Raw genomic sequence first — 13,159 nt, forward strand, 5'->3', positions numbered from 1 at the left:
TAAGGAGGGCAGGGCCGTTGGACAATCCCGATAGAACGCCAGAGAAGCCGGGCGCTGCTCCTGGAGGGAAGAGCCTCTGGCAGAAGAAGCGCAAGGAGATACTCATGGGCAGCGCCATCGCGCTCGGCCTCGTCTTCCTCGGGGCCTGGGGCATCCGCGCGCTGATGCCGGGGCATGAACCCGTCAAACAGACGGCGGCCGCGAGCATCGGCCTCGTCGACATGCAGAAGGTCATGGAGGCACACCCCGACTACGAGAAGCTTGAGACGCTCCAGAAGGAGTACAAGAGCCTGGAGCTCTCGCTCAAGGACACAGAGAAGTTGCCCGAGATGAAGGTGGAGCCGCCGACTGTCGATGCAAAGCCGTTCGACGATTCCGTCTGGCAGAAGAATGCCCAGACCGTCATCGGCGGCCGCTCGGAACTCGAGCGCGAGGCCAAGAAGGTCGAGAAGGCGTACCGCGAGGCCCACGAGGCCGAGTATGAGAGCCGCCGCAAGGCTGTCGACGAGGATTACCAGAACGCGATCCTCAACCTCAACATCAAGATCGACAACCAGAAGGCCATGCATCACCCTTGGACGAAGCAGCAGGAGCTCGATGAGGAGAAGGCGGGCTGGGAGAACCAGCGCGAGCTTCTCAAGGAAGAGCGCGGCATGCGCCAGCAGGAGCTCGCCAAGGCCTGGGAGCGCGAGGTGAACGCATACGTGCAGTCCGTCATGGGGCCGAAGCTCGCCAAGTGGCACGAGCAGGCCAAGACGGCGCTCGACCAGCAGAAGTCGGAATCTGTGCGCAAGCAGTCGGAAGTGCAGCAGCGCGACACCGCGGCGATGCAGCAGGAGATGCAGATGACGGCGGCCGAGCGGCTCCAGCAGCGCGCTCAGATCAAGGAGATGATGGCGCAGAAGGCCGAGGAGATCCAGGCACTCGACACGCACATCCGCAACGACATTGCGGGCAAGGCGGCCAAGATTGCCATCCTGCATCACTTCACGATGGTCCTCGCGAATCCCGCCGAGGACCTCGCGTTCAAGCTGCCCATGGACCTGCCCGCGAGTATGAAGCCGGAGCGCTTCATGCCTGTTGTCGGCAGTGACACCGAGGATGTCACGGACGAGCTCGTCAGCGAAGTCAGCACGTTAGAGAGCAAAGACGATGCGGACGGCTCGTCTGAGGATTCATAGATATCATCTTATCCATCACCCAACCAATCACAGAAAGAAGCGAATCACGATATGAAATTACGTAAGAAAACCGTAGGTCTTCTGGCAGCCGCCTTTGCTGCGACGATGCTCATGAGTGGCTGCGGCCAGGTCAAGATCGGCTACATCGAAGGTTCCCGCGTCATGCAGGAAGCGCCGCAGGTCAAGTCTCTCGTCGAAGAAGGCAACCAGAAGATCAACGAGGCCCGCGAGGAAGCACAGAAGTCGCTGCAGGACAACCCGGACATGAGCCAGGAGGACGCGCAGAAGGCACAGGCCGATGCACAGCGCAAGATGGCCAGCCTGAACCAGTCGTACCAGATGCAGCTGCAGCAGAAGGTCAGCGCGGCCCTGCAGGACATCGCGAAGGAGAAAAAGCTCGATGTCGTCGTGGACAGCGAGAAGGAGCAGCCGACGGCTCTGATGGGCTGTGTCGATGTGACGGATGACGTCATTGCCAAGCTGCAGTAAGGATGTGATTTGACATGAAAAAGACCTTGCAGGAAATTGCAGAATACGTGGGCGGCCGCATCGTTGGCGATGCATCGATCGTCATCAGCGGCCTCGACAACATCGAGGGTGCCGGTGAGCACGATTTGACGTTTGCCGTCGATCCGCATATCGAGGAGGCCAAGACGTGCCGTGCGGCAGCCGTCATGCTGCCGGAGGGCGTCGCGGACTTCCCGAAGACGGCACTCTACGTCGAGGAGCCGCGCGCAGCCTTTGCGCGCCTCCTCGAGCTCTTCACGCCGAAGCTCCAGTTCCCCGCGGGCGTCAGCGAGCAGGCGCACATCGGCAAGGATGTCAAGCTCGGCAAGGATGTCGTCATCATGCCGTTCGCCGTCGTCGATGACCACGCTGTCATCGGGGACCGCGTGACGCTCTACCCGCACACCTACATCGGCCAGTACGCGGAGATCGAGGAGAACACGGTCATCTACTCGAGCGCGACGGTCCGCGAGCACTGCCACGTCGGCAAGCGCTGCGTCATCCACTGCTCCGCTGTCATCGGCTCGGACGGCTTCGGCTTCACGACGCACGAGGGCGTGCACACGAAGGTGCCGCAGGTCGGCAACGTCGTCCTCGAGGATGATGTCGAGATCGGCGCACACGACGGAATCGACCGCGCGGCCATGGGCTCGACGGTCATCGGCCACGGCACGAAGATCGATAACCTCGTGCACATCGGCCACAACTGCAAGATCGGGCCGAACTGCCTGATTGTCGCGCAGACGGGCATCTCGGGCTCGACGACGGTCGGCCACAACGTCACGTTCGGCGGCCAGGTCGGCACGGTCGGCCACATCAATATCGGGGCCAACTCGATCTACGCCGCGCGCTCGGGCATCATCGGCGATATGCCGGAGGGTGTCTTCTGCGCCGGCTTCCCGGTCCAGAGCCATGCGGAGTGGCTGCGCATGCAGGCTTCGATGAAGCACCTGCCGGAGATGTACAAGAAGTTCCGCCAGCTCGAGAAGAAGCTGGCCAAGTATGAGTCGAAATAACGCATCGTGCGCGAAGAAAGCCTTTCCGGGACAGGGAAGGCTTTCTTGCTGAAAGAGGGGAAAAGGATGTTGTCATATTATCTGTTGAAGGCGGCGAGCAAGATCTGCTGCCTGCTGCCGCGCGGAGCCTGTGAGACCATCGGCCGGGCCCTGGGCGCCTTTGCCTGGATTTTCGTGCCGAAGCGTCGCAAGAAGCTCGCGAAGGACCAGATCATGATGTGCCTCGGCGTCGGCGAGCAGGAGGCGGAGCGCCTCGCAAAGGCGAGCAGCGTCCGCTTCGGCCCGATGCTCATGGAGGTCCTGCGCTTCCCTGTCATCCGCAAGCACATCGCGGACTACGTGCGCATCGAGGGCCTCGACAAGCTCGAGCGCGGCCTCGCTCTCGGCAAGGGCTGCATTATCGCAGCGGCGCACAGCGGCAACTGGGAACTCATGGGCGGCGCCTTCGCGCAGGCCGGCATCCCGCTCGTCGGCGTCGCGATGAAACAGAAGTCGACGGGTGCCGACCGCTTCATCAACGAGTATCGCACGCTCATCGGCATGCACATCACCTACAAGACGGGCGTGCGCGAGATGTTCGCGATGCTGCAGAAGGGCTGGGCCATCGGCCTCATCATGGACCAGGACACGAACCGCCGCAGCGGCATCGTGCTTGACTTCTTCGGCAAGCCGACGAACTGTGTGCCGGGGGCTGCCTCGATGGCGCGCTTCCAGGGCGTGCCGATCTTCCCGGCCTTCATGCACCGCGACGAGCACGGCTTCCACACACTGATCGTGCAGGACCCCGTCTTTGTCGAGAAGACGAAGGACAAGCGCGAGGACATCCGCAGGACGACGCAGGTCCTGACGAAGTGCATCGAGGACCATGTGCGCCGCTACCCGGAGGAATGGTTCTGGCTGCACGACCGCTGGAAGTCCATGCGGGAAGAATACTGACCTGCATCGTGACTTGCATCGCAGACAATTGTTTTGTACAATATAAAGAGGCACATTACGGCAGGAGGTATGATTTTGCAGAAACAGAGAACATTGAAGACGGAAATCTCTTATACGGGCATCGGGCTGCATTCCGGCCGTGAGGTCCATGCGACGCTGAAGCCGGCACCGGAGGACACGGGCATTGTCTTCGTGCGCACGGACCTTCCGGGGGCACCGCAGATCCACGCGAAGGCGGAGAATGTCACGTCGACGCTGCGCGCGACGACGGTGGAGGAGGACGGCCACAAGGTATTCACGATCGAGCACCTCATGAGCGCCTTCCACGCGCACCGCATCGACAATGCCTATGTCGAGCTCGACTCGGAAGAGCCCCCGGTGGCTGACGGTGCCTCGCTTGTCTTCTTCGAGCTCATGGCAAAGGCCGGCATCGCAGAGCAGGCGAAGGACCGCAAGGAGATCGTCATCGACAAGGTCTACCGCATCGACGACGAGAAGACGGGCCGCTTCGTCATGGTCCTGCCGTACGACGGCTTCCGTGTGAGCTTCACATCCCTGAACCCGCACAAACTGATCGGTGTCCAGTACGAGGATTTCCACATCGATGAGGCGGTCTACCACAAGGAGATCGCCCCGGCCCGCACGATCGCCTACGAGAAGGAGATCCAGGCGCTGCGCGAGATGGGCCTCGGCCTCGGCGGCTCGCTCGAGAACGTCATCGTCTACAACGATGAGGGCTGGCTCAATCCGCTCCACTTCGAGGATGAGCTCGTGCGCCACAAGATCCTCGACGTCATCGGTGACCTGCGCCTCGCCGGCATCATCCGCGGCCATGTGATCGCCGCGGCATCGGGCCACGCGCTCAACACACAGCTGGCGAAGAAGATCGCCGCTGCTTATGCAAATCGGTAAGAAACACATCCTGACAACGTTTTAAAGGAAGAGGGAGAAATCATGGAATTAGATATCAACGAGATCCAGAAGATCCTGCCGCATCGCCCGCCGATGCTGCTCGTCGACCGCATCATCGAGCTCGAGCCGTTCAAGTCGGCGACGGGCATCAAGAATGTCACGATGAATGAGCCGCACTTCCTGGGCCACTTCCCGGGCCACCCGATCATGCCGGGCGTCCTGATCCTCGAAGCGATGGCACAGGTCGGCGGCGTCGCCATGCTCTATCCAGAAGAGCACCGCGGCAAGATCGCGCTGTTCGGCGGCATGGAGCACGTCAAGTTCAAGCGCCAGGTCGTGCCGGGCGACCAGCTCGTCACGAAGGCACAGCTCGTGCGCACGCGCGGTGACTTCGGCCTGCTCCACTGCGATGGCTATGTCGACGGCGAACTCGCTGCTTCGGCAGATTTCAAGTTTGCATTGAAAAAGGGCGTAGATCTTTGATTTCTGCCTCTATCAATTGCCTAAACGCATGTAGTCTTTGTTCAACTCGAAAAACGCCCAGATTTGCAGTCAAATGAGATACAGGAATGATGAGGGTATTCAGGAGTATATAGAAAAGGACAGAGCAAACTGGCCGGCCAGGACCGGCATTGGAGGAAGGTTAAGGAGTTGGAGCAGATGAATACGGACAACAAGGTCACTGCAAATATACACACAACAGCTGTGGTCGCGCCAGGTGCAAAGATCGCAGAGAATGTCGAGATCGGGCCTTACTCGGTCATCGGCGAGAATGTCGAGATCGGCGAGGGCACGAAGATCGGCCCGCACGTCGTCATCCACGGCTGGACCCAGATCGGCAGGGACTGCCGCATCTTCCAGGGAGCGTCCATCGGCGAGGAGCCGCAGGACCTCAAGTTCCGCGGGGAGAAGAGCTACACGGTCATCGGCGACCGCACGACGATCCGCGAGGGTGCGACAATCCACCGCGCGACGGGTGAGGGTGAGGAGACGCGCGTCGGCAACGACTGTCTGCTCATGGCGCTCACGCATGTTGCGCACAACTGCGTCGTCGGCAACCACGTCATCATGTCGAACCTCGCGAGCCTCGCGGGCCACGCTGTCGTCGAGGACCGCGCTGTCATCGGCGGCATGGCTGGTGTCCACCAGTTCGTCAAGATCGGCCGCAATGCGATGGTCGGAGGCATGTCAAAGCTCACGCAGGATGTCGTGCCGTACACGATCGTCGATGGCCAGCCGGCCAAGGTTGTCGGCCTCAACGCCGTCGGCATCTCGCGCGCCGGCATCCAGTTAGAGGCGCGCCGCAACATCAAGAAGGCATACAAGCTGCTCTATCGCTCGGGCCTGAGCTTGCAGCAGGCAATCGCCGTCATCGAGCAGGAAGTCGATTCCTGCGAAGAGGTCGAGCATTTCCTGCGCTTCCTGCGCAATGCAGAGCGCGGCATCTGCCGCGAGCGCAGAGAGCGCGACTGAAAGCGCTCAGGACTGAGATGAGGGAGTAGGAATTTCGGGGGAATCGTTATGGAAAGAATCGGATTGCTGGCCGGCGCCGGCAAACTGCCAGTTGAGTGTGCGAAGGCGGCAAAGCTCCTCGGTTATGAGGTCTATGCCGTCGCTCTGCTGCCGGAGACGGACGCAGAGCTCAAGGAATGCACGGCGGACTGCCAGTCCATCAGCATCGCGCATCTCGATGCCGTGCTGAACTATCTCAAGGAACACCAGGTCAGCAAGGTCACGATGATCGGCAAGGTCACGAAGGAGCTGCTGTTCTCGGGCAAGGTGCAGCCGGACGCTCGCATGCTGAAGCTCATCATGGAGCTGCCGGACCGCAAGGACGACACGATCATGATGATGTTCGTGCGGGAACTCGCCAAGGCCGGCATCCAGGCCTTTGACCAGACGGCGCTCATACGCCGCCTGATGCCGCACCGCGGCGTCATCACGAAGCGCGAGCCGACGGCTGAGGAACGCAAGGACATGGAGTTCGGCTTCCGCATGGCCAAGGAGATCGGCCGCCTCGATGTCGGCCAGACGGCCGTAGTCAAGAACATGGCCGTCATGGCGCTCGAGGCCATCGAAGGCACGGATGCCTGCATCCACCGCGGCGGTCAGCTCGCGCGCGGCGGCGCAGTCGTTGCCAAGGTCGCCAAGCCGCAGCAGGATGACCGCTTCGATGTGCCGACTGTCGGACTCGCGACCATCCAGAGCATGGTGGATGTCGGGGCGACGGCTCTGGCAATCGAGGCCGACAAGACGCTCCTCGTCGAGCGTGAGGAGATGCTCGCACTGGCAGAGGCCAATAACATAACGATTGCAGCCATCTAAGTGTGTGATTGTGAGACGCGGCGGAACCAGGAATGCTGGTATCCTCGCGTCTTTTCGGCTTTTCTTATGGGTGTGGGACTGAGGAGGTTTGTGGATGAAGATCATGATGTCAGCCGGCGAGGTGTCGGGCGACCTGCACGGGGAGCGCCTCGCGCGCGCCGTGCTCGAGCAGGCACCCGATACCGAGCTCATCGGCTTTGGCGGAGCGCGCATGGAGCGCGCGGGTGTGAAGCTCTTCCGCAATTTCGCGGACTACAATGTCATGGGCGTCTGGGAGGTCATCAAGAACCTCAGGCGCATCCTCAGGCTCCTCGACGACCTGACGGCGTACATGGAGGAGGAGCGCCCGGACCTCCTCGTCCTCATCGATTACCCGGACTTCAACTGGCGCCTCGCGAAGCGCGCCAAGAAGCTCGGCATCCCCGTCTTCTCGTACATCCCGCCGTCGGCCTGGGCCTGGCGCAAGGGCCGCGCGAAGAAGTGCGCGGCGCTCGCCGACACCTTCGTCGCGATCTTCCCACACGAGCTGCCCGTCTACGAGGCAGCCGGCGCCAACATCTCGTTCCTCGGGAACCCGCTCGTCGATACGGTCAAGGCAGAGATCCCCGAGGCGGAGGCGCGCGCATTCTTTGGCATCGCGCCGGGTGACCACGCCGTGCTCCTGATGCCGGGCAGCCGCCGCCAGGAGATCGAGATGCTGCTGCCCGCCATGCTCGAGGCGGCGAAACTGCTCGCGGCCAAGCGCCCCGGGACGAAATTCTTCCTGCCTGTCGCGGCCGCCTCGTATGAGCCGCTCATCGAGCAGCTCGTGGCAGAGCACGGCGCAGAAGTCCAGCTCACGCACGAGAACCGCTATGCGCTCATGGGGCTTGCGGATGTGGCGGCAGCGGCCTCGGGCACGGTCGTCATGGAGGCAGCCCTCATGGGCCTGCCGTGCGTCTCGCTCTACCGGCTCGCGCCGCTCAACTACATGATCGGGCGCATGCTCGTCCACGTCGATCACTTCACTCTGCCGAACATCCTGCTCGGCGAGACGATCCAGCCGGAGCTCCTGCAGGATGAAGTAGAGCCGCACCGCATCGCCCGCGAGCTCTCGCGCCTTTACCGCGGCGAGAGCGCCAGGGAGAAGACATGCGCAAAGCTGATCGAGGCCTGCAAGCGGCTCGGCCCGCCGGGCGCTGCGGGCCGCGTGGCGGCGAAGATACTCGAGGCGGCACACGACAAACGACATTCAGGAGAATAACATGAAGAATTACAAGCGGCTGCTCCAATACATGCGGCCATATGTCAAGCAGCTCATACTGGCCATCTTCTGCATCATCATGGCGGCGGCGGCCAACCTCTACCTGCCCTGGATCATCAAGGACATGATCGATAAGGTGCTGGCCGAGAAGGACATGGTGATGCTCAACATCATCTGCGTCGGCATCATCGTCGTCTTCCTCCTGCGCGGCATCTTCTTCTACGGGCAGTCGTACCTCGTCTCGTTCATCGGCCAGAAGGTCATCATCGATGTGCGCGAGGTCATGTTCCGCAAGTTCCAGCGCATGCCGATGGCCTACTTCGACCGCCATCAGACGGGCGAGGTCATGAGCTACATCACGAACGATGTCGCGGCCATCCAGTCGGCACTCGTCGACCAGCTCATCGAGATGGTCACGGAGGGATCCATCCTCATCGGCTCGCTCGTCATGATGATCGTGCTCGACTGGAAGCTCTCCATCCTGACGCTCGTCATCATCCCGCTCGTCGGCCAGGCCATGAAGATCTTCGGGCGCAAGATCAAGCGCAACGGCACGGTCATCCAGGAGCGCATGGCCGACATCACCTCGCTCCTGCAGGAGAGCGTCTCGTCTATCCGCGTCGTCAAGTCGTTCGTGCGCGAGAACTACGAGATCAAGCGCTTCTGCCGCCAGAATGAGCTCAACTTCCAGGCGGCGATGAAGAACGTCCAGCTCACGAGCCTCTTGACGCCGTCCGTCGAGTTCCTCGCGGCCATCTCGGTCACGGTCATCATCTGGTTCGGCGGCTACGAGGTCGTCAACGGCGAGATGACGGCCGGTGCACTCGTCGCCTTCCTGACGTACGCTGTCAACCTCGCAAACCCGGTCAAGCGCCTCTCGCGCGTCTACGGCAACCTGCAGCGCGCGATGGCCGCCGTCGACCGCGTCTTCGCCGTCATCGACCTCAAGGAGACGATCGCGGACAAGCCGGACGCCAAGGAACTGCCGAAGGTCAAGGGGCACGTCGTCTTCGACCACGTCTCTTTCGAGTACAAGAAGGGCGTGCCGGCACTCTCCGACGTCAGCCTCGAAGTGAAGCCCGGCCAGATGATTGCCTTTGTCGGCCCGAGCGGCGCCGGCAAGTCGACGATCGCCAACCTGATCCCGCGCTTTTACGAAGTGACGTCAGGCAGTATCTCCATCGACGGCTTTGACATTCGCGATGTCACCGTCTCGTCGCTGCGCGGGCAGATCGGCATCGTGCCGCAGGAGACAATGCTCTTCTCGACGACGGTGCGCGAGAACATCCGCTACGGCCGCCTCGATGCGACGGACGAGGAAGTCGAGCAAGCGGCGAAGGCCGCCAATGCCGACGGCTTCATCCGCGAACTGCCGAACGGCTACGACACGAAGATCGGCGAGCGCGGCCTCAACCTCTCGGGCGGCCAGCGCCAGCGCATGGCCATCGCGCGCGCCATCCTCAAGAACCCGCAGATCCTGATCCTCGACGAGGCGACGTCGGCGCTCGACACGGAGAGCGAGAAGATCGTGCAGGCGGCCCTCGACAAGCTCATGGTCGGCCGCACTTCCTTCGTCATCGCACACCGCCTCTCGACGATCTTCAACGCCGACCAGATTTACGTCATCGACAACGGTCACATCAAGGAGCACGGCACTCACGAGGAACTGCTCAAGATGGGTGGCCTCTACAGTTATCTCTACAATATCCAGTTCAACAAGAAAAACGCGTAAGAAGGGGAAGAGGATATGCAACTACTCTATAATATAGCGGCCATCATCATCGTGATCCTGATCATCCCGATGTTCATGGTCCGCTCGGTGCGTGAGAAAGGCTTTGTCGAACGCATCCGGCAGAGCCTGGGCTTCTTCCCCGAACACGCTCTCGACAAGGTGGAGAAGAAGGACTGCATCTGGGTTCATGCGGCCTCTGTCGGCGAGATCGTCGCGACGAGTCCGCTCATCAAGGAGTTCCGCAAGGAGTTCCCGAAGAGCCCCATCCTCGTCTCTGTCGTCACGACGAGCGGTTACGAGATGGCCAACCGCATCATCAAGGATGCTGATGCGATCATCTACTTCCCGCTCGACCTGCCGTGGCTGGCCGGCCACGTGCTGCGGCGCATCCGCCCGCGCGTCTTCCTGCCGGTCGAGACGGAGCTCTGGCCGAACTTCCTGCGCACGGCGCGCAAGATCCACGTGCCGGTCATGATGGTCAACGGCCGCATCAGTGACAAGAGCGTCAAGCAGTACAAGCACCTGCACAGCCTGCTGCGCAACATGATTGGGACGGTCAAGCTCTTCGCGATGCAGTCGCCTATCGATGCGGAGTACATCATGCGCCTCGGCGCACCGCAGGAGCTCGTGACTGTCACGGGCAACACGAAGTTCGACCAGACGTACACCGATGTCAGTCCCGAGGAGAAGCAGAAGATTATCGAGGAAATGGGCCTTTCCAAGAACGATGGCATCTTCCTCGCCGGCTCGACGCACCGCGGCGAGGAGGAGGCCGTGCTGCAGGCATTCAAGGCCGTGCGCGAGACGCATCCGCACGCACGCCTCGTCATCGCGCCGCGCGAGCTCCTGCGCACGATGGAGGTCGTCCACCTCTGCCGCAAGGCAGGCTTTTCGGTCACGACGCGCACGAAGCTCCAGAACGAAGCGCCGCAGGATGAGGACATCGTCATCCTCGACACGATCGGTGAGCTCGGCAAGGTCTACAGCATCGGCGATGTCGTCTTCGTCGGCGGCAGCCTCGTGCCGCACGGCGGCCACAACATCCTCGAGCCGGCCGCGCACGGCAAAGCCATCATCGTCGGCTCGCACATGTTCAACTTCAAGGACACCTACGCGCTCTTCAAGAACCGCGACGCCTGCCTGACCGTGAAGAACGGCGAGGAACTCGCGAAGCAGGTCACGCGCCTCTTCGACGAGCCGGAGCACCGCCACCGCATGGAGGAAGAGACGCGCGCCATCGTGCGCGAGAACAAGGGCGCTTCGCGCAAGTCGGCCATCCTGCTCCACCAGATGCTCGAGAGCTATGAGAGCAGTCCCGAGAACCGCCATCACGTGCGCTCTACCCAGAAGATCACGAACTTCCAGACCTATTTCATCGACCTTGTCCATAGTAAAGAGGTGGACGGGCTCTTCCCGCACCTCATCATGGGCATCCTCTACATCTTCTCGCTGATCTACGGCCTGCTCGTCAACATCAAGCTGGCCGGCTACAAGTACGGCATCTTCCAGAAACAGAAGCTCGACTGCTTCGTCATCAGCCTCGGCAACGTGACGGTCGGCGGCACGGGCAAGACGCCAACGGCGCAGCGCCTCGCGCGTGACATCCGCGACATGGGCTACCGCGTCGTCATCCTCAACCGCGGCTACCGCGCCAAGTGGCACGGGGAGGTCGGCATCGTCTCCGACGGCAAGCGCCTGCACATGGATGCGGCGGAGGCCGGCGATGAGGCGTACATGCTCGCCAAGCACCTGCCGGAGGTCCCCGTGCTCATCGGCGCGGAGCGCGCCAAGACGGGCCGCTACGCGATGGAGCACTTCGGGGCGGAGGTAGCCATCCTCGACGACGGCTACCAGCATTGGCAACTCGAGCGCGATCTCGACATCCTGCTCGTCGATGCCGTCAACGTCTTCGGCAACGGCTACATCCTGCCGCGCGGCACCTTGCGCGAGCCGATCTCGCACATCAGCCGCGCCGACATCTGCCTGATGACGAAGGTCGACCAGGCGGCGGCCGGCTCCTGCGACTACATCCGCGAGACGGTGCACCGCTACAATCCGGAGGCGCGCATCGTCGAGAGCATCCATCAGCCGCGCTGCTTCATCCCGCTGACGGAGTGGTACGTCAACATCGCGAGCCAAGGCATCGACATCGCGCAGATGCGCGGCAAGCGCATCATGGCCGTCTCGGCCATCGGCAACCCCGCCTCCTTCGAGCAGACGCTTTCCGACCTCGGTGCGGTGATCATCGAGAGCCTGCGCTATCCGGACCATCACGACTACGCGATGTCCGAGATGACGGACATCTTCCAGCAGGCTGAGAATGCCGGCGCGGAGGCCATCGTCATCACGGAGAAGGATGCCGTCAAGATCCCGGCGGATGTGGCCCGCGAGAAGTGGTCCATCCCGATCTACGTCATCTGCGTGGAAGTCAACTTCCAGAAGGGCAGCGAAGGCCTCGCGGATCTCTTGAAGAAGCGCCTGGCCGAGCGCCTTGGCCACTGATCTCTGCTTGTGCACTAGAAGAAAGGACAGGAAACCCATGAATGTTCTCTGTGTCATCCCGGCGCGCTACGCATCGACGCGCCTGCCCGGCAAGCCGCTCAAAGACATTGCCGGCAAACCCATGATCTGCCGCGTCTACGAGCGCGCCGCCAAGGCTTCGCGCGTCGCGGCAGCCATCGTCGCTACGGACGACAGCCGCATCTACGACGCTGTCCTGCAGCATGGCGGCAAGGCCGTCATGACGCGCAAGGATCATCCGACGGGCACGGACCGCCTCGCCGAAGTCGCCGAGAAGTACCAGGACGTCGACCTCATCATCAACGTTCAGGGCGACGAGCCGCTCATCGAGCCTAAGCTCATTGATGAGCTGGCCGCTGCCTTTGACGGGGACGCGGACCTGCAGATGGCGACGGTCTGCACTGAGATCACGGATGAGTCCGAGCAGCAGAATCCCAACAACGTCAAGGTCGTCATGGACAAGCAGGGCTATGCGCTCTACTTCTCGCGCTCGTTGCTGCCGTACCCGCGTCACGAGGGCACGCCCGTCTACAAGCACATCGGCATCTACGCCTACAAGCGTGACTTCTTGCTCGCGTATGCCAAGATGGCGGAGACGCCCTTGGAGCACGCGGAGAGCCTCGAGCAGCTGCGCGCCCTCGAGAACGGCTATCGCATCAAGGTCATCAAGACGCCGTACCGCTTTGTCGGCGTGGACACGGCGGAGGACCTCGAGAAGGTCAATGCAATCTATCGCCAGATGATGCAGGGATAATGCCTGCCGGTATGGAACTTTTACACATGGCAA

12 protein-coding genes are annotated in these 13,159 nt (G+C 61.9%); all 12 read left to right on the forward strand.

Going from position 1 to position 13,159, the window contains the following annotated elements; all coding sequences use genetic code 11:
* The first annotated feature begins 17 nt into the window (after nucleotides 1-17).
* On the forward strand, nucleotides 18-1,181 hold the full coding sequence (locus tag QDI87_RS08190; RefSeq protein WP_051652191.1) for a hypothetical protein: 1,164 nt from the start codon (nucleotides 18-20) through the stop codon (nucleotides 1,179-1,181).
* Nucleotides 1,182-1,232: 51 nt separating this feature from the next.
* Nucleotides 1,233-1,670, forward strand: a complete 438-nt coding sequence (locus QDI87_RS08195) for an OmpH family outer membrane protein (RefSeq protein ID WP_036375661.1) — start codon at nucleotides 1,233-1,235, stop codon at nucleotides 1,668-1,670.
* A gap of 14 nt (nucleotides 1,671-1,684) precedes the next feature.
* Nucleotides 1,685-2,704 (forward strand): UDP-3-O-(3-hydroxymyristoyl)glucosamine N-acyltransferase, encoded by a 1,020-nt coding sequence (gene lpxD / locus QDI87_RS08200; protein ID WP_036375663.1) that lies wholly within the window; start codon nucleotides 1,685-1,687, stop codon nucleotides 2,702-2,704.
* Nucleotides 2,705-2,770: 66 nt separating this feature from the next.
* Complete coding sequence (locus tag QDI87_RS08205) at nucleotides 2,771-3,640, forward strand: lysophospholipid acyltransferase family protein (RefSeq protein ID WP_036375666.1); 870 nt, start codon at nucleotides 2,771-2,773, stop codon at nucleotides 3,638-3,640.
* A gap of 75 nt (nucleotides 3,641-3,715) precedes the next feature.
* A complete protein-coding gene (gene lpxC / locus QDI87_RS08210; protein WP_036375669.1) occupies nucleotides 3,716-4,552 on the forward strand; it encodes a UDP-3-O-acyl-N-acetylglucosamine deacetylase in 837 nt (278 codons plus the stop codon).
* A gap of 42 nt (nucleotides 4,553-4,594) precedes the next feature.
* Entirely contained in the window at nucleotides 4,595-5,035 is a 441-nt protein-coding gene (gene fabZ, locus QDI87_RS08215; protein ID WP_226866804.1) for a 3-hydroxyacyl-ACP dehydratase FabZ, read from the forward strand.
* Nucleotides 5,036-5,212: 177 nt separating this feature from the next.
* Nucleotides 5,213-6,025 carry an acyl-ACP--UDP-N-acetylglucosamine O-acyltransferase gene (lpxA, locus tag QDI87_RS08220; RefSeq protein ID WP_226866805.1) on the forward strand — a complete coding sequence of 271 codons (813 nt, stop codon included), beginning with the start codon at nucleotides 5,213-5,215 and terminating at the stop codon, nucleotides 6,023-6,025.
* A gap of 48 nt (nucleotides 6,026-6,073) precedes the next feature.
* Complete coding sequence (locus QDI87_RS08225) at nucleotides 6,074-6,877, forward strand: LpxI family protein (RefSeq protein ID WP_036375674.1); 804 nt, start codon at nucleotides 6,074-6,076, stop codon at nucleotides 6,875-6,877.
* A gap of 94 nt (nucleotides 6,878-6,971) precedes the next feature.
* On the forward strand, nucleotides 6,972-8,120 hold the full coding sequence (gene lpxB, locus QDI87_RS08230; RefSeq protein ID WP_255240732.1) for a lipid-A-disaccharide synthase: 1,149 nt from the start codon (nucleotides 6,972-6,974) through the stop codon (nucleotides 8,118-8,120).
* Between the two features lies 1 nt (nucleotide 8,121).
* A complete protein-coding gene (msbA, locus tag QDI87_RS08235) occupies nucleotides 8,122-9,852 on the forward strand; it encodes a lipid A export permease/ATP-binding protein MsbA (RefSeq protein WP_255240731.1) in 1,731 nt (576 codons plus the stop codon).
* A gap of 15 nt (nucleotides 9,853-9,867) precedes the next feature.
* A complete protein-coding gene (gene lpxK, locus QDI87_RS08240) occupies nucleotides 9,868-12,354 on the forward strand; it encodes a tetraacyldisaccharide 4'-kinase (RefSeq protein WP_036375695.1) in 2,487 nt (828 codons plus the stop codon).
* A gap of 37 nt (nucleotides 12,355-12,391) precedes the next feature.
* Entirely contained in the window at nucleotides 12,392-13,126 is a 735-nt protein-coding gene (gene kdsB, locus QDI87_RS08245; RefSeq protein ID WP_036375698.1) for a 3-deoxy-manno-octulosonate cytidylyltransferase, read from the forward strand.
* Nucleotides 13,127-13,159: the final 33 nt, after the last annotated feature.

The sequence above is a fragment of the Mitsuokella jalaludinii genome (assembly GCF_928722185.1).
Taxonomy (GTDB): Bacteria; Bacillota; Negativicutes; order Selenomonadales; family Selenomonadaceae; genus Mitsuokella; species Mitsuokella jalaludinii.

Bases quoted from the DNA above. Each gene is read 5' to 3' on its own strand.
- kdsB (WP_036375698.1), top strand. From the start codon at position 12,392: ATGAATGTTCTCTGTGTCATCCCGGCGCGCTACGCATCGACGCGCCTG.
- lpxK (WP_036375695.1), top strand. From the start codon at position 9,868: ATGCAACTACTCTATAATATAGCGGCCATCATCATCGTGATCCTGATC.
- lpxA (WP_226866805.1), top strand. From the start codon at position 5,213: ATGAATACGGACAACAAGGTCACTGCAAATATACACACAACAGCTGTG.
- QDI87_RS08195 (WP_036375661.1), top strand. From the start codon at position 1,233: ATGAAATTACGTAAGAAAACCGTAGGTCTTCTGGCAGCCGCCTTTGCT.
- fabZ (WP_226866804.1), top strand. From the start codon at position 4,595: ATGGAATTAGATATCAACGAGATCCAGAAGATCCTGCCGCATCGCCCG.
- QDI87_RS08225 (WP_036375674.1), top strand. From the start codon at position 6,074: ATGGAAAGAATCGGATTGCTGGCCGGCGCCGGCAAACTGCCAGTTGAG.
- msbA (WP_255240731.1), top strand. From the start codon at position 8,122: ATGAAGAATTACAAGCGGCTGCTCCAATACATGCGGCCATATGTCAAG.
- lpxB (WP_255240732.1), top strand. From the start codon at position 6,972: ATGAAGATCATGATGTCAGCCGGCGAGGTGTCGGGCGACCTGCACGGG.
- lpxD (WP_036375663.1), top strand. From the start codon at position 1,685: ATGAAAAAGACCTTGCAGGAAATTGCAGAATACGTGGGCGGCCGCATC.
- QDI87_RS08205 (WP_036375666.1), top strand. From the start codon at position 2,771: ATGTTGTCATATTATCTGTTGAAGGCGGCGAGCAAGATCTGCTGCCTG.